Raw genomic sequence first — 19795 nt, 5'->3', positions numbered from 1 at the left:
CCTTCGAAAATCGGCGGGACGATCAGCGGCAGTAGCGGTCGAACGCGCTCGTCAGCTCGGCCGAGATGTCCGCCGCGGAGCGGTTCTCGATCTGATGGCGCTCGATGAAGTGCACGAGCTCGCCGTCCTTCATCAGCGCGATGGAAGGAGAGGACGGCGGATACGGCGCGAAGTATTCGCGGGCTTTGGCCGTCGCTTCCTTGTCCTGGCCGGCGAACACTGTGTACAGATGATCCGGCGTGATGTCATGGCCCAGCGCGTCGGCGACGCCTGGACGGCATTGTCCCGCGGCGCAGCCGCAGACGGAGTTGACGACGACGAGCGCCGTGCCCTTGGCCGTCGGCAGCTTCTCCTCGACCTCCTCCGGAGTGCGCAGCTCCTGGATGCCGAGGCGCGTCAGCTCGTCCCTCATCGGCTGCACCATATCAAACATGTATCGCTCAAAAGACATCGACATTTGAAACCCACACCTTTCGGGGAAATGGAATTGGCATTATCCCCGCTATTATACCCGATTGCCGGCGCCAGGGAAACGCCGCCCGCGCCGGCCGGCGGCGGCCAGTCCGGCCGGCCGCCAAAAAAGCCGCCTCATTCCTGCGCGGGAACGGGCGGCGCGGCGAAGCTCAAGGCTCCTGCGGCGGCTTGACGCCGCTTTCGGCCGAATGCTCGGGATGCTGGAGCGGACCGGGCTCCGGCGCCTCTCCCTGCTCGAACAAGGCGCGGTTCTGCGCGGTCTGGAAGCCGATGTCCTTGTACGGATGCACCCACTCGTCGCCGGCCATGACAGCCGGATCGGTCTCCTCCGACCACTGCTCGAGCGGCGACTGCGGCGAGGCGTATTCGTGGTCGCCGATCGTCACCCCGTACCGGTTCACGAACGGCTCCCGCGGCCCTTTGCCGCTGCGGAAGCGGGGCAGGAAGTCGATCTCGAACGGATCCAGACGGGGATCGTCCGCCATCAGATCGAGGGACGGTTCGGTCCGTCCAGCTTCTTGTCGTAGCCGGGCGATCCCGGCGCGGCTGTTTTGCGCCCCGCCTGCTGCTCCTGCTTTTGCTGCTCCTTGGAGTCGTTGCTCGGATTGGCCATCGTATGCGTTCAGCTCCTGTCGGTTATGGACGCGGCCGCTTGCTGCCGCTATGGGGCTAGTATGCCGTTCGCGGCAGCGGACTATGCCCCGGAGCGGAGCTAGCCGGCGTCCGGCCCGCGCAGGCGGAGCCCGTCCCGGACGGGACTGTCGAAGACGACCTTGAACACGGTGCCCCGGCCCGGCTCCGAATCGACGTCGATGCGGCCGTTGTGGCGCTCCGCGATGCTCAGGCAAAGCGGCAGGCCGAGGCCCGTTCCGCGCGCCTTGGTCGTATAGAACGGCTCGAACAGGCGGGCGAGCTTGTCCGGCGGGATGCCTTCTCCGTCATCCTCCACCGACAGCTCCACGGCCGAGCCGCTGAAGCGGGTCGCGATCCGCAGCACGCCTTTTTCCCCCATCGCCTCCATGCCGTTGCGGGCCAGATTGAGGACGAGCTGCTTGATTTCCTTGCCGTTGAGCTCAAGCGTCGGAATCTCGTCGGCGAGGCTCAGCTCGATCGACTGTCCGCGCAGGTTGGCGTCGGCCCACAGCAGCGGCAGCAGCTCCTGGACGATGTCGTGGAGAGAGCCCTGCTCCTTGGAGATGACGCGGTTCTGCGCCAGCGAGAGGAAGTCGTTGATGATGGCGTTCGCCCGGTCCAGCTCGTCGATGACGATGCGGAAATACTCCTGCTGGCTGTCCGGGCTGCGCTCGCGCATCAGCTGCACGAAGCCGCGGATGACGGCCATCGGATTGCGGATCTCATGCGTGATGCTGGCGGCCATCTGGCCGACAAGGCTCAGCCTTTCCATCCGTCCGAGCTCGTCCCTGAGCTGGGTCAGCTCGGTGACGTCCTGCACGACCATCGCCGCTCCCGTCACGATGCCGGCCTGCAGGTTGCGGATCGGGAACGCCGTCGTCAGGTAGGAGCGCTCGCCCTCGACGAGTATCGTCGACGGAGACATGCTGCCCTTCATCGCTTCGTCGAACAGCTGCTTGAACGGCTCCTGGCTGCGGAAGAACCGTTCGTACGGCATGCCGGCGAACTCCAGCTTGCTGCGGCCCTTCAGCGCCTGGCCGCTGAGGCGGATCGCCGCGTCGTTGAGATGCGAGATCCTGCCGTCCGCGTCCACGAGCACCGTCCCCATCGTGCCCATCGCCATCTGGTCGATGAACTGCTGGAGCTTGTGGACCTCGTTCGTATAATTGGAAGACATCCGCCGCAGCTGATGCTGCAGCTGGTAATGCTGGATGACCTGGTGGATCGTATACAGCGTCAGCGATACGGCGATGTAGCTGATGAACGCGATGACGGCGATATCGCCTGCGGCCGAGGCGAGGCGATCCGGCTCGAACTGCCGGATATAGCCGGCATAAAGAAACGCGTGATAAGCTCCCCCGACCGTCAGCAGCAAGAGCAGGATCTTGTACTTTTCCTTGAGCCGCGCGAGCTGGAACGGCCGGATCGTCAGCAGCAGCACCGGCACGGCGATCAGCAGGAACAGGACGAAGCCGAGCGTCTCCCCGCCGTCGTCGAGCTGCGGCAGCCGCAGCGCCGCATAGATCGTGGACATCGTCGCCAGTCCCGGCACCCCGCCGTACAGGGAGCCCATGAGGAAAGGAATGTACCACAGGTTCAAGTCGAAGCCGAAGCGGGTCGTCTCGGTGAGCAGGACGCAGGCCGCGAGCGAGGCTCCGTAAGCGATGGTGAAGAAAGGAATCGAGCTGCGGCCCTGGTTCAGCCGATACATCCATAGCTGATAGAGGAATACGGGCAACAAGGAGACGAAGGCCTGCAGTATCAATTTTTCCCACATTGACGCAGAAGGTTCCCCCCTTTGCGAGCCGTCTTGCATAACTCCGATTAAAGCACAGGAGGGGAATTTTGACAATCAAGAGTTTGCATAAATCCACATCTTGACCGTCTCGATCACTTCCTCCCGGCGCTCGTCATGATGCAGCTCGTGGTAGCCCCTCTCCCAGCGCCGGAAGGTACAGCGCGGACCGAGCGCGTCCGCCAGCTCCTCGCTCGCCCGCAGCGATGTCACCCGATCCTCGGTGCCGTGCAGCAGCAGCGCCGGCACGGCCAGCCTGCCGGCGTCGGAGAGCGCGCGCTTTCCGGCGGCCGTCACCGCCCGGTACATCGAGACACTGATCCGGGTATGGCAGAGCCGATCCATGACGCTGCCCGCCACCGCATGGACTCCAGGGCGATACAGGTCCCGCTGCTTGATGCCGGTCGGCAGGGCGAAGGTCGGCCGGAGGCGGCCGATCCAGGACGCCGCCGCTTCGGAGACGCGCGATGGCGGCGAGGCGAGGCGGAGCCAGGGGCTCGTCAAAATGAGGCCCGCGAGCGGCAGCTCGCGCTCGAGAGCGGCCGCGAGCGCGACCGCTCCGCCCATGCTGTGCCCGTACAGGAACAGCGGCGCATCCGGCCACAGGCGCGCCGCCTCGGCCACCGCCCGCGCCGCGTCGGCCGTCAGCCGCTCCATGCTGTCCGCGTGCCCGCGCGGCCCCGGAGAGCGCCCATGGCCGCGCTGGTCGTAGGCGAGCACGGCGATGCCCGCCTCCGCCAGCGCCTGCGCGAGCTCGGCGTAGCGGCCGCTATGCTCGCCCATGCCGTGTACGAGGCAGACCGCCGCCCGCGGCTTGACGCGGCTGGGCGATGCCTTCGGCGCTGCGAGAAACGGCTCCGGCCGCTCGGCGCGGCTTGGATTTTTTCCGGTTCCCCTGGAGCCGTCCGAAGGCTCCTGGCGACCGGGCGATGCCGCCCGCCTGTCCGTCTCCTGCCGCTCCGGCGGCCGGCTCTCCTCCTCCGCCTGCGGCTCCTGGCTCCATCCACTCCGCTTCGCCTCATCCTCCGCCTGCGGCTCCAGGCTCCATCCATGCAGCCTCGCCCCATCCTCCGCCTCAAGCGCCAGCTCCCGCATCGCCATCCGCTCCTTTTCGCTTTGCTTCCGCATTTGATACACTGATTGTAGCCTATTGTCTCAAAAGGAGAGAAGCGTCAAGAATGGCAAGCAAGGATAGATTCGACGTCATCATCATCGGAGGAGGGCCGTCCGGCCTGATGGCCGCCGCGGCCGCAGGCCGCGAGGGAGCGCGCGTGCTGCTGCTCGACAAGGGCAGCAAGCTCGGACGCAAGCTGGCCATATCCGGAGGCGGACGCTGCAACGTCACCAACAACAAGGAGCCGCAAGAGCTGATCCGGTACATCCCGGGCAACGGCAAGTTCCTGCACAGCGCGCTGTCGGAGTTCGGCAGCCGCGAGATCATCGGCTTTTTCGAGGCGCTCGGCATCCGGCTCAAGGAAGAGGACCGCGGGCGCATGTTTCCCGTGTCGGACAAGGCCAAGACCGTCGTCGACGCGCTCGTCGCCTCCGTGCGATCGAGCGGCGTCGAGACGCGATTGAACGAAAAGGCCGCCGGGCTGCTCATCGCGGATGGACGCATCCGCGGCGTCCGGCTGAGCGACGGACAGGAGCTGCGCTCCGCGGCGGTCGTCGTGGCGACCGGCGGCAAGTCGGTGCCCCACACCGGCTCGACCGGAGACGCCTACCCTTGGGCGGAGGCCGCTGGCCATTCGGTGACGGAGCTGTATCCGACCGAGGTGCCGCTGACGTCGGCCGAGCCTTTCATCCGCGATCGCCGGCTGCAGGGGCTGTCGCTCCGCGGCGTCGTCCTGACGGTGTGGAGCGCCAAGGACAAGCGCCTCACCGAGCAGGAGGGCGACATGATCTTCACCCACTTCGGCCTGTCCGGCCCGGCCGCGCTGCGATGCAGCCAATTCGTCGTCAAGGAGCGCAAAAAAAGCGGCGCTCCGGAAGTCCGGATCACCGCCGACCTGTTCCCCGACCGCTCGGCGGACGAGCTGTACGGCGAGCTGCTGGCGCTCGCCGCGGCCGAGCCGCGCAAGGCGTTCAAGAACGTGCTGCCGCCGCTCATGCAGGAGCGGATGGCGGAGTTTTCGCTGGAGCGCTCCGGGATCGACCCGGCCGTCACGTACGACAACCTGAACCGCTCGCTGCTGCAGGACTACGCGCGGCTGCTCAAAGCGCTGCCCATCCTCGTGAACGGCACGCTGTCCATCGAGGAAGCGTTCGTCACGGGCGGCGGCGTCAACCTGAAGGAGATCCATCCGAAAACGATGGGCTCCAAGCTCGTGCACGGCCTTTATTTCTGCGGGGAGGTGCTGGACCTGCACGGCTTCACCGGAGGCTACAACATCACGTCTGCGTTCACGACCGGCCGCCATGCCGGCCTGAGCGCCGCCCTCCAGGCGTTGGAGGACCGCGCCGAGGCGCAGCGGAGCCGATCGGAATGATTCCGCTCCGCTAAAAAACGAACGGGTCGAGCGGCGCAGATGCGCCCTCGACCCGTTTTTGCTAGCGGCGATGGCTTGCTTCGCTTCAGCCGTGCACGTCGCCCGAGAAATAGCTGAGCGAGCCTTCCTGCTCCGGGAAGGCCGACTCTCCCTCGGTCGCTTCGTCGCGGTTGCGCAGATCGCTTCCGTCCGAGGCGCCGGTCGAGATGCCGGTCGAAGCGCCGTCATAGCCGAAGCCCTCCTCCCAAGCGACAAGATCCTCGTTGACGAGATGGGCCGGGATCGGAATGACGTCCTGCTCCTGCACGTCCAGCTCGCCCCCGTGGGCGAAAGCGATCTCCAGCGCCGACGTCAGGTCGCTGCCGCGCAGCGACAGCCCGACCTCCTGCGCGCCTTGCGCAGCGGCGTCATACCCGAGCTCCAGCAGCGTAGCGGCCGCGACGGAGGCGGACTCCGCATCGTGGAATCGGAACAGCAAGCGGCGGTCAGTCATGGCTTTAGTCTCCTCTGCTCGAAGCGGAATCGAACCGGCTTTTGGCCGTTCTTCCATACGGTAACCATCCCCGCGCCAGTTTATGAGCGGCTGAATGGTGGAGCGGCTGAATGGTGGAGCGGCGGAACGATGGAACCGGCAGGTCAGAAGAGCGGCAAATCGAGGGGCAGCGGATCGGAGGAGCGGCGGAACAGCGTAGCGCCGAGGATGCTGGGTGCTGTTTCGCCGCCGCCGACATCGAGCGCCTGACCTGTCGGTGCGGCATCAGGCATTGACTCGCCCCGGTTGAGGATGGCTGGAGAACTAACGATACTGCGCGACGCTATCTGGCCAAAACCGAGCATTTTGAAAATGTAACGATACTCACGAGCGCTATGGACGCAAAATGAGGCGTATTGGCTCCTTCACTGAGTAAATAGCGTTTCTCCGTATCGTTAGCCGCAGGAAAGCACGATTATAGGCAAAATAGCGCTCCTCTGTATCGTTAGCCTATCCCGGTCCGGAACCGCACGCCGGTGCAGCCTTCACGGACGCCGACTTGCCGGTCCTCGATCCGCCCGCTGACCGATCATTCGCCGAACGAGCGGCAATTTCGGTCCTCGATCCGCTGCCGACCGCCGCCCCCTGACATCAAAAAAGCGGGAAGAAGACGGAGGGTTTCCGTCTTCTTCCCGCTTGTTCATTCATCCAAATCGACCGAGGCAGCAGCACGCCGCTGCGCCAGCATACGACGCTCCGCCGGCCAACTGCGGCCATCGCGCAGCTCCGCCGGCCAGCCCCGGCCAGCCCGCAGATCCACCAGCCGCGGCCAGCCGCCGCCGACAACGATCTAGCCCTGCGCCAGACCCTCGCGGAACCGGCCGAGGCCGGCGCTGAGCGAGCGCGTCGCCTCGTACACCTGCCGGTACAGCGGATAAAGCTCGCGGTACGCGGCCGCCGCCTCCGGCTGCGGCTCGTACGTGCGGCCGCGCCGCACGAATGCCGCCGCGCAGGACGCCAGGTCCGGGAACCAGCCGCAGCCGGCCGCAGCCAGCATCGCCGCCCCGAGGCCGGGGCCTTGCTCGTTCTCGAGCGCCGTCACCGGCAGGCCGAACAGATCCGCCTGGATCTGCAGCCAGTCGGGATTTTTCGCGCCTCCGCCGATCGAGACGATCGAGCGGATGTCGCGTCCCGCCTCGCGGTAGATCGTCAGCGTGTCGTTCAGCGAGAACGTGATGCCCTCCATGACGGCCCGCGCCAGATGCTCGCGGCGATGGCCGCCGTCGAGCCCGATGAAGCTGCCGCGGATGTCGGCGTCCGCATACGGCGTGCGCTCGCCCGCCAGATACGGCGCGAACAGCAGCCCGCCGGAGCCGGGCGGCAGATCGCCCGTCCCGGCAAGCAGCTCGGCGTAGTCCAGGCCGCCCATGAGCCGCTTGAACCAGCTCATCGAGTAGCCTGCGCCAAGCGTGACGCCCATCGAGTAGAACGCGCCCGGCGCGCCGTGGTTGAAGAAATGGACGCGGCCGCCATAATCGCGGTCCTGCTCGCCCTCATAGGAGAGCAGCACGCCCGAGGTGCCGATGCTGCACAGCGCCTCGCCCTCCTGCAGGATGCCGGCGCCGATCGCGCCGCAGGCATTGTCCGCCCCGCCGGCATAGACGCGCAGCGGACCGGCGAGGCCCGTGCGCTCCGCCAGCTCCGGCAGCAGCGTGCCGGTCTGCGCGGTCGACTCGACGAGCGGCGGGCACAGCTCCGCGCCGAGATCCAGCGCCGCGAGCACTTCCGGGCTCCAGCGCTGGTTCGGCACGTCGAGCAGCAGCGTGCCGGCAGCGTCGGACAGATCCATATGCAGCTCGCCGGTCAAGCGCAGCCGCACATAGTCCTTGGGCAGGACGAAGACGCGCCCCTGAGCGAACGTCTCCGGCTCATGCTTGCGCACCCACAGCAGCTTCGGCAGCGTGAAGCCCTCGAGCGCCGGATTGCGGGTGATGTCGAGCAGCCGCGTTCCGAGCGCGCGCTCGATCTCGCGGCACTCGGCCGTCGTGCGGGTATCGTTCCAGAGAATCGCCGGACGCAGCGGCTGCAGCTCGTCGCCGAGCAGCACGAGCCCGTGCATCTGCCCGGAAAAGCTGATCCCCTCGACCGTCCAGCCCTGCGGCAGGCCGGGAGCGGCGGACAGCTCGCCGAGAGCGGACAGCGTCGCCTCGACCCAATCCTCCGGACGCTGCTCGCTCCAGCCCGGTCGCGGGCTGGAGAGCGGATACTCGCGCGAAGCCTCGGCGGCGATGCGGCCGTCCTTGCCGACCAGCAGCGCCTTGACCGCGCTCGTGCCGAGGTCGATGCCGACGACGAACTCAGACACGGTAGATCACTTCGTTGAGCTTCGCCTTGATCTGCTCCAGGCGGCCCGAGCGGTTGTTCATCGGATTGTTCTGCAGCGCGTACTGCTCCAGCGAGGCGAGCGTCGCCTTGCCGCTGACGATGTCGGCGCCGATGCCTTGCTTGAACGTGGCGTAGCGCTCCTCGACGATGCCGTCGATGACGCGGTCCTCGATCAGCTTGGCGGCCGCCTTCAGGCCCCAGGCGAAGCTGTCCATGCCGGCGATATGGCCGAGGAACAGGTCATCCAGCTCGTAGGAGCCGCGGCGCACCTTGGCGTCGAAGTTGACGCCGCCGCGGCCGAGGCCGCCGGCCTTGAGCACCTCGTACATCGTAAGCGTCGTCGCATACAGGTCGGTCGGGAACTCGTCGGTATCCCAGCCGAGCAGCAGGTCCCCCTGGTTGGCGTCCAGCGAGCCGAGCGCGCCGTTGATCGCGGCGACGCGGATCTCATGCTCGAACGTATGGCCGGCGAGCGTCGCATGGTTCGCTTCGAGGTTCAGCTTGAAGTGGTCCTGCAGGCCGTATTTTTGCAGGAATGCCAGCGTCGTCGCCGCATCGAAGTCATACTGATGCTTGGACGGCTCCTTCGGCTTCGGCTCGATCAGGAACTGCGCGTCGAAGCCGATCTCGCGGGCATAGTCGATCGCCATCTTGTACAGGCGGGCCAGGTTGTCGAGCTCGAAGCCCATGTCGGTGTTCAGCAGCGTCTCGTAGCCCTCGCGGCCGCCCCAGAACACATAGTTCTCGGCGCCGAGCTCCTTGCCGACCTCGAGCCCTTTCTTGACCTGGGCGGCGGCGTAGGCGAACACGTCCGCGCTCGGAGCGGTTCCGGCTCCGTGCGTGAAGCGCGGGTTCGAGAACATGTTGGCCGTATTCCACAGCAGGCGGCGGCCGCTCGTCTTCATGCCGTCCTTGAGCAGGGCGACGATCTCGTCGAGGTTGCGGTTCGTTTCCTGCAGCGTGTCGCCTTCCGGAGCGATGTCGCGGTCATGGAAGCAGAAGAACGGCAGATCGAGCTTCTCGAGGAACTCGAAGTTCGCCTCGACGCGGGCCTTGGCCAGATCCATGCCGCTGAAGCGGTCCCACGGACGCACCGCCGTGCCCTTGCCGAACGGGTCGGAGCCGTCGGCCGTGAACGTATGCCAGTAAGCGGCGGCGAAGCGCAGATGCTCCTCCATCGTCTTGCCGAGCACGACCTGCTTCGGATCGTAGTGGCGGAACGCGAGCGGATTGTCGGTGTCGCGGCCCTCGAACTGAATGCGGTTGATGCCGTTGAAGTAAGCCATGAATGATAGCCTCCCTAAAATAAGTGGATAGAATGTAAACGCTGTTATGCTGAGTTCTATCCGTAGAGTACCATCCCTTAACTTCGTTTGTCTACTAAACAAACCAAGTTTTTTATGTTATGCTTTCGAGGACATGGTATCGTAGTGTGCAGAACGAAAAGCGGCTGCAGCCGCTTCGACCCGAAGGAGACCGCAATGAAATCAACGACGACCGGCGATCCCGCCCTCATCCGCCGCATCAATACCGGCATCGCGCTCGACGCCGTGCTGAAGGGCGAGCCGCTCTCGCGCGCCGCGATCTCGGCCGGCACCGGCCTCAACAAGGCGACCGTATCGTCGCTCGTGCAGGACCTGCTCGACCGCGGCTTGCTGACCGAGACGGGCCAAGGCGCCTCAAGCGGCGGCCGCAAGCCCGTCATGCTGGAGTTCCGCGCCTCGGCCGGCTGCGCGATCGGCATCGACGTCGGCGCCACCTATCTGATGGGCGTGCGCGCCGACCTGCGCGGCGAAGTGCTGGCCGAGCTGCGGCGGCCGATGGAGGCCGCCGGCGGCCGCAGCGTCATGGAGCAGCTGATCGGCTTCATCGAGGAGCTGCTGCCGAAGCAGCCTCCGCAGCCGTACGGCGTCGTCGGCATCGGCATCGGCCTGCCGGGCATCGTCGACGGCGCCGGCTCGCTGCTGCTCGCGCCGCATATGGACTGGGAGCCGACTGAGGTCGCGCGCCGGCTGGAGGAGCGGTTCGGCGTGCCGGTGCATGCCGACAACGAGGCCAACTTCGGCGCCCAAGGCGAGCGCATCTTCGGAGCCGCCGCCGGCATCCGCCATCTCGTCTATGTGAGCGCGGGCATGGGCATCGGCACCGGCCTCGTGCTGGACGGCCAGCTGTACCGCGGCGCGTCCGGCTTCTCCGGCGAGCTCGGGCATCTGTCCATCCAGTTCGACGGTCCCGCCTGCCGCTGCGGCAACCGCGGCTGCTGGGAGCGCTTCGCCTCCGAGCAGGCGGCGCTCGAGTCCGCCGCCGCGATCGGCTGCGGCAGCCTCGAGGAGCTCGTGCAGCTTGCCGAGCAGGGACATTCCGAGGCGCTGCGCATCTGGGACGAGATCGGCTCGTACCTCGGCATCGGCATCGCCACGATCATCAACGTGTTCAATCCCGAGGCCGTGCTCATCGGCAGCCGCCTCAGCATGGCGGCCCGCTGGCTGGAGCCGGCCGTGCAGCGCGAGGTGCAGGCGCGCGCGCTGCCGTTCCACCGCCGCCAGGCGCGGGTCCGTTTCGCCGAGCTCGGCGACGGCTCGGCCGTGCGCGGAGCGGCCTGGCAAGCCGCGGAAGGCTTCCTCGCCCGCGTCAAGGCCGGCGAGGCGTAAACGCGCTCCCCGAGCGGCGGCACCGCCCGCGGCGCCTCTTCGCTCCGCAGCCGAAAATAAAGCGGCTTCGCCGCCTGTCCGGACCGGACAGGAGCGAAGCCGCTTTTTGGCATTTGAACCGGCTCAGACCGGCTTGACGAAGATCGAATACAGGAGCACCGCCAGGATGAGCAGCGGCGCGACATAACGCAGGCAGAACATCCAGGCCCGGTACCAGAAGCCGGTCAGGCCGGCTTCTTCGCCGGCGCGCTTCCATGCGTAGCCGGTGAACAGCGTCACGGCGAGTCCGCCGAGCGGCATGAGCACATAGGCGGTCGTGAAGTCGAACCAGTCGAAGATCGACTTGCCGAAGGGCGTCCAGCCGCTGAGCGGACCGGCGACGGACAGCCCGGCGGGAACGCCGAGCAGGAAGCTGACCGCGGCGATGATCGCCGCCGCCTTGCGGCGCGACCATTTCCAATAGTGCATCGCATAGGCGACCGGCACCTCGAGGATCGAGACGGCCGAGGTGAGCGCCGCGATCGCCAGCAGCAGGAAGAACAGGCCGCCGAACAACGAGCCGAGCGGCATCTGCGAGAACGAGGCGGGCAGCGCCATGAAGGCCAAGCCTACGCCTTTCTGCGGCTCGATGCCGTAGGAGAAGATCGTCGGGAAGATGATCAGGCCCGCGATCAGCGCGTAGCCGAGGTCGCCGACGCCGATCGCGACGGTCGCCTTGCCGAGCGACTGCTCCTTTTGCACGTAGGAGCCGTAGGTGAGCATGCAGCCCATGCCGAGCGACAGCGAGAAGAACGCATGGCCGAGCGCGATCAGCGCCGACTCGCCGGTCAGCACGGAGAAGTCGGGCTTCAGGAAGAAGTCGACGCCCTCCGCCGCTCCCGGCAGCGTCAGCGCGCGGACCATCAGCACGAGCAGGATGATCAGGAAGCCGGGGATGAGGATCTTGTTGAACTTCTCGATCCCGCCCGAGATGCCCTTGCCAACGATGATGCCGCAGACGATCATGACGACGAGCTGCCAGAACACAGGCCAGCCGCCTGCCGCGAAGTCGATGAAGTGCTGGTCGAAGTTCGTGCCCTTGCCGAGCGAGCCGATGACGGAGTCGACCGTGTACTGGAGCGTCCAGCCGGCGACGACGCCATAGTAGGAGATGATCAGGAACGCCGTCACGACGGACATGAAGCCGAACCATTTCCACTGCTTGTTGCCGGTCAGGTTGTAAAAGGAGCTGGCGGCGTTGCCGCGTCCGCCCCGGCCGATCGTCATCTCGGCGAGCAGCACCGGCAGCCCGACGAGGATCAGGCAGACGATGAACAGCAGGAAAAACGCCGCTCCCCCATACAAGCCTGTAATATACGGGAATTTCCACATGTTTCCGAGCCCGACCGAGCTACCGATCGCCGCCAGGATGAAGCCGGACGACGTGAAGCGCTCGGCTTTTTTGCTTTGTCCCAAAGCGGTTTCCTTTGGTTGTTTGTCCATCATGATGTCCTCCGACCGTTCGCTAAGTAAAATACAAAATACAGAATACAAATTTATCGAAAAACGCATGGCATGTCCACACCAAATCGAGCCAGCCGCCATTTTGATCCCGCTCGCATAAATTAACCTTTCTTTGCCAAAATAAACCGGGAGCAAACAGGCAAAGAAAGGATGTGGGCCATTTGGACCCGAACAAGCAGGGCAGCGAAGCCGATCGGACGCTGACGAACCGGCAGGGCCACCCGATTACGGACAACCAGAACATCCGCACGGTCGGAGACCGCGGTCCGTCGACCTTGGAGAACTACCATTTCATCGAAAAGATCTCGCATTTCGACCGCGAGCGCGTGCCGGAGCGCGTCGTGCATGCGCGCGGAGCAGGCGCCTACGGCGTCTTCGAGGCCTACGGCACTGTCGGCAGCGAGCCGGTCTCCAAGTACACGCGGGCCAAGCTGTTCCAGGAAAAAGGCAAGCAGACGCCGGTATTCGTCCGCTTCTCCACGGTCGTGCACGGCGGACATTCGCCGGAGACGCTGCGCGATCCGCGCGGCTTTGCCGTCAAGTTCTACACCGAGGACGGCAACTGGGATCTCGTCGGCAACAACCTCAAGATCTTTTTCATTCGCGACCCGCTCAAGTTCCCCGACATGGTGCATTCGTTCAAGCCCGATCCGGTGACGAACCTGAACGATCCGGAGCGCATGTTCGACTTCCTCTCCAACTCGCCGGAAGCGACGCATATGGTGACGTTCCTGTTCTCCCCCTGGGGCATCCCGGCCAACTACCGGCAGATGCAGGGCTCGGGCGTGAATACGTACAAGTGGGTCAACCAGGATGGCGTCGGCCATCTCGTGAAGTACCACTGGGAGCCGCTGAAGCAGGGGATCAAAAACCTGACGCAGGACGAGGCCGAGGCGATCCAGGCGAAAAATACGAGCCATGCGACGCAGGACCTGTACGAGGCGATCGACCGCGGCGACTATCCGGAGTGGGAGCTGAACGTGCAGATTCTCGAGGACGACGAGCATCCCGAGCTCGACTTCGATCCGCTCGACCCGACGAAGCTGTGGCCGCAGGAAAAGTTCCCGTTCCTGCCGGTCGGCAAGATGACGCTGAACCGCAATCCGGAAAACTACTTCGCCGAGGTTGAGCAGGCGGCGTTCGGCACCGGCGTGCTCGTCGACGGCCTGGACTTCTCCGACGACAAGCTGCTGCAGGGCCGCACCTTCTCCTACTCGGACACGCAGCGCTACCGCGTCGGCACGAACTACCTGCAGCTGCCGATCAACGCGCCGAAGGCTCCGGTCGCCACGAACCAGCGCGACGGCCAAATGGAATACAAAGTCGACCTCGCGCCCGGGCAGAACCCGCATGTCAACTACGAGCCGTCCAGCCTGGGCGGGCTGACGGAAGCCCGTCCGTCCGGCGCCGAGCACGAGCCGGCGTACGATGCGAGGCTCGTGCGCGAGAAGATCGGACGGACGAACGATTTCGGCCAGGCGGGGGATACGTATCGCAAGTTCGAGCCGTGGGAGCGGGACGAGCTGGTCAAAAACCTCGTCGATGCGCTCAAGATGTGCCGTCCGGTCGTCCGCGACAAGATGATCGGCTACTTCAAGGAAGCCGACGCCGACTACGGCAAGCGCGTCGCCGAGGCGCTCGCCCGCGCCGAAGCGGCGGCGCCGGAGCATCTCGGCAACGAGTCGATGCGCCAGGGCCAGGAGCTGGCCGACCGTTCCGGCCACCGCACCGACGGCTATTGATTGTTTAGCCGGGGAGCCGGGAGAGCCGCAGATTCCCATCCCGATCGCAAAAAAAGTCCGGTTCCCGGCCGGCGGGCCGAATCCAAGGCACATTTCTGCCTTGGTTGGTCCGGTTCCCGGCCGGCGGGCCGGATCCAAGGCACATTTCTGCCTTGGTTGGTCCGGTTCCCGGCCGGCGGGCCGGATCCAAGGCATATTTCTGCCTTGGTTGGTCCGGTTCCCGGCCGGCGGGCCGGATCCAAGGCACATTTGGACCTTGGATGGCCCGCGCCGGCCGATTGGATGCACAAAAAATCTTCCTCTTTGGCCGATGACGGGGTGATGCCTGCATCTTGCCAGAGGAAGATTTTTTTGTGTTTAACCCATTTATAAAGAGGGTGTCCCTAAGCCAAGGCTTTCGGGACACCCTCTGTCGCGTTCATGGAATCGACGCTGCCGGCTCGACATGCCCGGCAGCGGACGGCACCAGGCGTCAGCCTGCTGCCGACAGCTGGCGAAGCGCCGCCTCGGACTCTTCGATCCTCGACTGCAGCTGCGTGTTTTGGCGGACGAGCGTCTCGACCGTAGCCAGCAGCTCCTCGAGCGTCGCCGACGACTGCTGCACGACCGCGGCGAAGTCGCTCACCCGCTCCTCGACATCTCCGCTCGAGGCGCTGACCGCGTCCATCTCCACGCCGATCCGCGCCGCATCCGACTGCAGCGACTCGACGGACTGGCGGATGCCGTCGAACGCGGCGCTGGTCGCCTCCACATGGCCGAGGCTCTCCTCCATGCGCAGCACGTTCTCGCGCATCGCCTCGCGAGACTGCTCCGTACGGACGGCGGCCTCCTCGAGGCTGCCGGTCATCCGGTCGGCCGTATCGCCGGCCGTCATCGCCAGCTTGCGGATCTCGGCCGCCACGACGCCGAAGCCCGCTCCATGCTCGCCGGCGCGCGCCGCCTCGATGCTGGCGTTGAGCGACAGCAGGTTCGTTTGGCGGGCGATGTCCTGGATCGAGGCCGTGAACGGCAGGATGCCCCGGATCGTCTCGTTCAGCCCGTCGAACCTCTCCTGCAGCTCCTCCATGCTTGCCCGGAACTCGCCGATCGTGCGGCTAAGCTCGCCGACGATGCGCGCGCCCTCGGCGGACGAGCCGCCCGTCACCTCGATCTGGCCGACCATCGAGCCGAGCGTGCCCATCATCCGCTCCATCTGGTGCATCGACTCGCTCACCCGCGAGGAGATTTCTCCCATCGTCTCGGCCTGGGTCGTGACGCCGGACGTCAGCTCCTGGAACGCGGTGTTCATTTCCTGGAAGGAGGCGTCGTTCTCGCGGCCGTTCTCGCGGATGCGGCCCATGCTGTCCGACAACGTCTTGACCGTCTCAAGCGTCATCCGCTCGCGCTCCTGCTCCTTGAGCAGCTGCTGCTGGGCCGCTTCCTGGAGGCCGAGCGCGCGCCGGAAGATCGAGCGGCCGATCTCCGACTGGGCGATCATCGTGACCGCCGCCAGCACGAAGTAGAACAGGAAGTAGACCAGATGGGACTCGCCAGCCGAATCAGCCGCGGGGAAAGCCAGATATTTGTACAAAATGATGAATATCCCGCTCAGCGTGCCGTAGGCGAGCGACAGCCGGCTGTTGTACATGATGCCGATGGCCATCAGGTAGAAGGCGCTCAGCGCGTTCAGCGGATCGTCGGGACTGTCCTGGATGCCCGTCGCCGCCAAGTAGCCGACCAGCATGAGCACGGCGATCGGGATCGCCCTCTCCAGCACGCGCAGCGCATGCGCCCCCCAGAGCAGCGCCATGCCGACGGCCGTAGGCAGCAGCATCTTGAGGGTGAACTCCAAGGTCGAGCTGAAGGCGATCATCATTGCGCCCAGCAGCAGGACGTTCGAGCTGACGATGGCCAGCACCGTCTGGTTTCGCTTGCGCAGCTCCAGGTAGGCGTGGTCGGCCTCGCCGGCCGCTTGCCCCGCTCCTCGCTGGAACAGCTTGCCGATTAAGGGAGACTGGTTTTGACGGTTGATGCCGGATGGTGTTGAAGCCATGATGAGCCCTCGCTTTTGTCGATAGTCGATTGCACTTTCGTGCAGTAGTATAGGTATCGACACCGAACTTTCTTATCGTGATAGAGAAATCGAAGGGCGCTGAAAAAAATTAGCTCCAGCGGCTGGAGAAGCCGCTGGAGCAATGTTTGCGAACTTCGCGGACGATTCCGGCGAATCAGATCCGCCCAGCCGCCCACAGCGAGCTGCGGCGGATCAGCCGCTGCAGCTGCGGATGCCGCAGCGAGTCGGAGCTATGGCCCGGCATGATGGATACGACGCGGCCCCGGCCGACCCGATGCGCCCAGGCGGCAGGACGGCGCACTCCGCCCAGCACGTACTCGAGGATGACCTCGCGGTCCATCGACGGCCGGAACGAGTACCGGTACGGCTCGTCGGTCAGCTCGAACGGCTCGAGGTCCTGGACGGCCGGATGCACCCCCGCCTTGCCGACGACTGGATCGAAGCTGAGCAAGCGCCCTTCTGGATGCTCCTCGCAGCGCGCGCCCGCGAGATGCTCCAGCAGCGGATGAGAGGCGAGCGAAATTCCGCAATGGAGCAGCACGAGCCCGCCCCCGTGCTCGACGAACCGGACGAGGCCGGCTGCCTGCCGATCGGACAGCGGCCGCTCCCAGCGATCGCTGCAGGCGACGATCAGCGACTGGTCGGCCGGCATGTCGTCTTCGAGCAGGCCGTAGCTGTCGCTCGCCTGCATGTCGAAGTCTTCGCCGAGCAGCCGGCAAAGCGCCTCCTGCAGCGACGCCAGCGGATGGCTCTCCGCCTCGCGGTCGCCGAGCAGCAGTCCTCCCGAGCCCGCCAGCGACCGAGCCGCCGGCCTCGCCGGCCCGAACGGCAGCGCCTCCCGCGTCATTCGATCCGCGACGAGCCCCGCCAGAGCTCCGGCCTCCGCATCCGGCACATGAGCCGAGCCTCCTCTTCCCACTTGGATGACCATTTCCGATTCCCCTCCCGAACGATTGGTTTCGACTCGTTTCGCCGTCTGTCAGTATCAATCGACATTAGGCATAACAAAAATCGACAAATAAATAACTGTTCTGGATTATAATTCCACGTCCATCCTCTGTTTCCTTCCGTCGCCGCATCCAAAAACAAACCGACAGCCGCGGGGCAGGCAGCGGTTGAAGGCTGCTTGCCCGGCATGCTGCCGGTTCGGAGAAGTCCGCTCCTCCGCGCCATGTATACGGGTCATTACCCGAAGCGCGGAGCGGTGAAACGGGACGGTCAGAATAGGTGTCGGGGGAGTCGGGGGCTCGGGTGGCAGGAGCCTGGACTCTGAGAGACGAGACGCCGGGAGCTTGGGCGTCGGAAGCCGCGAGTCCGGAGTCGGGACCTCGGAGCCTGCCCTATGCGCGCAGCCGCCAGACGAGGCTTTGGAAGTCGCCCGGGCGGTCCGCAAGCGCGAGACCGGCATGCATCAGGACATCGCCGCCGACGCGGAAGGACTCGCCTGCGCCGGGGCTGGCCAGGTCGATCTCGACCGCCTCGTACTCGAGCGCAGGGTCGAGCCCGCGCAGCTTCAGCCAGCCGATCGGCGGGTTAGGCTGGGCCAGCACGCGGAAATGGAACGCGATCGCTTCGCGGCGGTCCGGCGAGACGATCATCCAGGCGGCGTCCTCTCCTTCGAAAGGACTCAGCAGGCGGTACAGATCGCCGAACTGCACCAGGCTCCGGATATCCTTGTAGAAGGCGACCTGGGCCGCTGCGAGCGCGGCTTCTTCCTCGCTGAACTTGGTCAAGTCCAGCTCATAGCCGAAATTGCCGCTCATCGCGACGTCTCCGCGCATCTTGAGGCTCGTCACGCGGCCGACCTGGTGGTTCGGCACGGCGGAAATATGGGCGCCCATCGAGCTGATCGGATAGACGACGCTCGTGCCGTACTGGATGCGCAAGCGGCTGACGGCATCGGTATTGTCGCTCGTCCACGTCTGCGGCATGTAATAGAGCATGCCGGGATCGAAGCGGCCGCCGCCGCCGGAGCAGCTTTCGAACAGCACATGCGGGAACTTGGCCGTAATCCGGTCCAGCACGCGGTACAGGCCGAGCATGTAGCGATGCGCCGTCTCGCGCTGGCGTTCCGGCGGCAGCGCGGCGGAGCCGATCTCCGTCATGTTGCGGTTCATGTCCCATTTGACGTAGGTGATCGGCGCGCTTGCCAGCACGCTTTCGATCTGCTCGGCGATCGCATCGGCGACTTCCTCGCGGGAGAAGTCGAGGATCAGCTGCCGGCGCCCTTCGCTGCGGCGGCGGCCCGGAACATGCAGGCACCAGTCCGGATGCTGGCGGTAAAGGTCGCTGTCGGGCGAGACCATTTCCGGCTCGAACCACAGGCCGAACTGCAGCCCTTCCGCGCGCACGCGCTCGGCGAGATCTCCGAGCCCTTCCGGCAGCTTGTTCAGGTCGACCTTCCAATCGCCGAGCGAGCTGTCGTCCCGGTCGCGCCGGCCGAACCAGCCGTCGTCGAGGACGAACAGCTCGATGCCGAGCTTGCCGCCCTCGCGAGCGATCGCGGCGATCTTGTCGGCCGTGAAGTTGAAATACGTCGCCTCCCAGTTGTTGATGAGCACCGGACGCTCGCGGTCACGGAACGTTCCCCGGCACAGGCGGGAGCGGTACAGCCGATGATACGCGCGCGACATGCCGCCGAGTCCTTCGGCGGAGTAGACGAGCACGCATTCCGGCGCCTGGAACTCCGCTCCCGGCTCGAGCCGCCAGGAGAAGCCGTCCGGATGGATGCCGATCTGAGCGCGCGACATGCCGTACTGCTCCGTCTCGACGCGGCCGAGGAAGCTGCCGCTGTAGACGAGGCTGAAGCCGTACGCGTCGCCCTGCTCCTCGTCGGCCCGACGGCCGAGCAGCGCGAAGAACGGATTGTGGTTATGGCTGCTCGAGCCCCGGCGGCTGCCGATCGACTGGGTGCCCGGCTGCAGCGGAGAGCGGCTGATGCCCCGCTCCATCGCCCAGCGTCCATCCAGATGCAGGAAGTCGTAGTCCGACGTCTTGAAGTCGATGCTGGCGCTCAGCGCCGCCTCCAGCTCCAGCGGCTCGCTGCCTCCGTTCGCGAAGCGGACCGACCTGGCGACCGCGGCATGCTCCGCGAACACGGTATAGGAAAGGATGACGGCGAGCCCGCTGTACGCATCGCGCAGCGTCAGCTCGAGCGTGAGCGCCTCGTCCTCCGACTCAACGTAAACGGCCGGCAATCCCGCCAGCGCGGGCTTGCCGCCGAGGATGCGGTGGCTTTCATAGACGGCTTCCGTCACGGAGGTGCCGTCGGCGAGCCGCGCCTCATAGGCCGGCGCGCGGAAGTCGCCCGCGCCATGCGCCGGGTATTCCTGCGGCAGCGTATCGAGCGTCAGCACGGGACGCGCCTGCAGCAAGGTCGGGGAGAACGAGGGACGTTCCCGGAACGCCGTTCCGAGCTGCGGGGACGCGGCTGCGAGCCTCGGCCCCCAGTAGACATGAGCGGGATAGCTGCCTTCTATGAGTTCAACGACATAGCTGACCGCGCCCCCCTGCAGATGGAACAAACGGCGGTCGGCGTCGTAATGGATCGCGGCCTTCATCGGACATCTTCCTTCCTCGATAAATTCCGGGCAAGTCC

15 protein-coding genes are annotated in these 19795 nt (G+C 65.7%); 3 read left to right on the top strand and 12 right to left on the bottom strand.

Annotated features, from left to right (window positions below; genetic code table 11):
• Positions 1–22: 22 nt before the first annotated feature.
• The 5 genes from B8V81_RS15230 to B8V81_RS15215 all read right to left on the bottom strand — a co-directional run bounded on the left by B8V81_RS15230 (position 23) and on the right by B8V81_RS15215 (position 3997).
• A complete protein-coding gene (locus B8V81_RS15230; protein ID WP_028597879.1) occupies positions 23–457 on the bottom strand; it encodes a BrxA/BrxB family bacilliredoxin in 435 nt (144 codons plus the stop codon).
• A gap of 166 nt (positions 458–623) precedes the next feature.
• Positions 624–959: a DUF3905 domain-containing protein gene (locus tag B8V81_RS15225; protein WP_101808660.1), complete on the bottom strand. Its 336-nt coding sequence runs from the start codon at positions 957–959 to the stop codon at positions 624–626.
• The gene (locus B8V81_RS26050; protein ID WP_255309712.1) at positions 959–1087 is read right to left on the bottom strand and encodes a hypothetical protein; all 129 of its coding nucleotides are present in this window, start codon (positions 1085–1087) and stop codon (positions 959–961) included. The genes B8V81_RS15225 and B8V81_RS26050 overlap by 1 nt, the downstream gene beginning before the upstream one ends.
• A 99-nt stretch (positions 1088–1186) precedes the next feature.
• On the bottom strand, positions 1187–2884 hold the full coding sequence (locus B8V81_RS15220) for a two-component system sensor histidine kinase NtrB (RefSeq protein WP_180968461.1): 1698 nt from the start codon (positions 2882–2884) through the stop codon (positions 1187–1189).
• A gap of 75 nt (positions 2885–2959) precedes the next feature.
• On the bottom strand, positions 2960–3997 hold the full coding sequence (locus tag B8V81_RS15215; RefSeq protein ID WP_101808658.1) for an alpha/beta hydrolase: 1038 nt from the start codon (positions 3995–3997) through the stop codon (positions 2960–2962).
• 83 nt (positions 3998–4080) lie between these two features.
• Here B8V81_RS15215 and B8V81_RS15210 point away from each other — a divergent pair, with 83 nt between their 5' ends.
• Positions 4081–5391, top strand: coding sequence for a BaiN/RdsA family NAD(P)/FAD-dependent oxidoreductase (locus B8V81_RS15210; RefSeq protein ID WP_028597878.1), 1311 nt, complete (start codon positions 4081–4083; stop codon positions 5389–5391).
• A gap of 85 nt (positions 5392–5476) precedes the next feature.
• Here B8V81_RS15210 and B8V81_RS15205 read toward each other — a convergent pair whose 3' ends face one another.
• From B8V81_RS15205 to xylA, 3 genes are all read right to left on the bottom strand, one after another.
• Entirely contained in the window at positions 5477–5884 is a 408-nt protein-coding gene (locus B8V81_RS15205; RefSeq protein ID WP_052333016.1) for a hypothetical protein, read from the bottom strand.
• An 829-nt stretch (positions 5885–6713) separates the two neighbouring features.
• Positions 6714–8228: a xylulokinase gene (xylB, locus tag B8V81_RS15200; protein ID WP_101808657.1), complete on the bottom strand. Its 1515-nt coding sequence runs from the start codon at positions 8226–8228 to the stop codon at positions 6714–6716.
• Positions 8221–9534: a xylose isomerase gene (gene xylA, locus B8V81_RS15195; protein ID WP_028597876.1), complete on the bottom strand. Its 1314-nt coding sequence runs from the start codon at positions 9532–9534 to the stop codon at positions 8221–8223. Before xylA ends, xylB begins: the two co-directional genes overlap by 8 nt.
• 195 nt (positions 9535–9729) lie before the next feature.
• Between xylA and B8V81_RS15190 the strand changes: the two genes are divergently transcribed.
• The gene (locus B8V81_RS15190; protein ID WP_028597875.1) at positions 9730–10899 is read left to right on the top strand and encodes an ROK family transcriptional regulator; all 1170 of its coding nucleotides are present in this window, start codon (positions 9730–9732) and stop codon (positions 10897–10899) included.
• 123 nt (positions 10900–11022) lie between these two features.
• On the opposite strand, the gene B8V81_RS15185 is transcribed toward B8V81_RS15190, so the two are convergent.
• Positions 11023–12381 (bottom strand): sodium-dependent transporter, encoded by a 1359-nt coding sequence (locus B8V81_RS15185; RefSeq protein WP_043111003.1) that lies wholly within the window; start codon positions 12379–12381, stop codon positions 11023–11025.
• A gap of 173 nt (positions 12382–12554) precedes the next feature.
• Here B8V81_RS15185 and B8V81_RS15180 point away from each other — a divergent pair, with 173 nt between their 5' ends.
• Entirely contained in the window at positions 12555–14144 is a 1590-nt protein-coding gene (locus B8V81_RS15180; RefSeq protein WP_028597873.1) for a catalase, read from the top strand.
• A gap of 472 nt (positions 14145–14616) precedes the next feature.
• On the opposite strand, the gene B8V81_RS15175 is transcribed toward B8V81_RS15180, so the two are convergent.
• From B8V81_RS15175 to B8V81_RS15165, 3 genes are all read right to left on the bottom strand, one after another.
• On the bottom strand, positions 14617–16176 hold the full coding sequence (locus tag B8V81_RS15175) for a methyl-accepting chemotaxis protein (protein WP_028597872.1): 1560 nt from the start codon (positions 16174–16176) through the stop codon (positions 14617–14619).
• Positions 16177–16351: 175 nt separating this feature from the next.
• Entirely contained in the window at positions 16352–17128 is a 777-nt protein-coding gene (locus B8V81_RS15170) for a ThuA domain-containing protein (RefSeq protein WP_084136731.1), read from the bottom strand.
• Between the two features lie 409 nt (positions 17129–17537).
• Positions 17538–19757 (bottom strand): alpha-galactosidase, encoded by a 2220-nt coding sequence (locus B8V81_RS15165; RefSeq protein WP_101808656.1) that lies wholly within the window; start codon positions 19755–19757, stop codon positions 17538–17540.
• Positions 19758–19795 lie beyond the last annotated feature (38 nt).

This window comes from Paenibacillus pasadenensis (assembly GCF_002864175.1).
GTDB lineage: Bacteria > Bacillota > Bacilli > Paenibacillales > Paenibacillaceae > Paenibacillus_O > Paenibacillus_O pasadenensis.
Note: the sequence above shows the minus strand (reverse complement) of the source record. Positions and strands in the feature narration are given on the sequence as shown.

What these genes read in the sequence shown, in the direction of transcription:
- B8V81_RS15230 (WP_028597879.1), bottom strand. Translation starts at nt 457, where the DNA reads ATGTCGATGTCTTTTGAGCGATACATGTTTGATATGGTGCAGCCGATG.
- B8V81_RS15225 (WP_101808660.1), bottom strand. Translation starts at nt 959, where the DNA reads ATGGCGGACGATCCCCGTCTGGATCCGTTCGAGATCGACTTCCTGCCC.
- B8V81_RS26050 (WP_255309712.1), bottom strand. Translation starts at nt 1,087, where the DNA reads ATGGCCAATCCGAGCAACGACTCCAAGGAGCAGCAAAAGCAGGAGCAG.
- B8V81_RS15220 (WP_180968461.1), bottom strand. Translation starts at nt 2,884, where the DNA reads ATGTGGGAAAAATTGATACTGCAGGCCTTCGTCTCCTTGTTGCCCGTA.
- B8V81_RS15215 (WP_101808658.1), bottom strand. Translation starts at nt 3,997, where the DNA reads ATGCGGGAGCTGGCGCTTGAGGCGGAGGATGGGGCGAGGCTGCATGGA.
- B8V81_RS15210 (WP_028597878.1), top strand. Translation starts at nt 4,081, where the DNA reads ATGGCAAGCAAGGATAGATTCGACGTCATCATCATCGGAGGAGGGCCG.
- B8V81_RS15205 (WP_052333016.1), bottom strand. Translation starts at nt 5,884, where the DNA reads ATGACTGACCGCCGCTTGCTGTTCCGATTCCACGATGCGGAGTCCGCC.
- xylA (WP_028597876.1), bottom strand. Translation starts at nt 9,534, where the DNA reads ATGGCTTACTTCAACGGCATCAACCGCATTCAGTTCGAGGGCCGCGAC.
- B8V81_RS15190 (WP_028597875.1), top strand. Translation starts at nt 9,730, where the DNA reads ATGAAATCAACGACGACCGGCGATCCCGCCCTCATCCGCCGCATCAAT.
- B8V81_RS15185 (WP_043111003.1), bottom strand. Translation starts at nt 12,381, where the DNA reads ATGGACAAACAACCAAAGGAAACCGCTTTGGGACAAAGCAAAAAAGCC.
- B8V81_RS15175 (WP_028597872.1), bottom strand. Translation starts at nt 16,176, where the DNA reads ATGGCTTCAACACCATCCGGCATCAACCGTCAAAACCAGTCTCCCTTA.
- B8V81_RS15170 (WP_084136731.1), bottom strand. Translation starts at nt 17,128, where the DNA reads ATGGTCATCCAAGTGGGAAGAGGAGGCTCGGCTCATGTGCCGGATGCG.
- B8V81_RS15165 (WP_101808656.1), bottom strand. Translation starts at nt 19,757, where the DNA reads ATGAAGGCCGCGATCCATTACGACGCCGACCGCCGTTTGTTCCATCTG.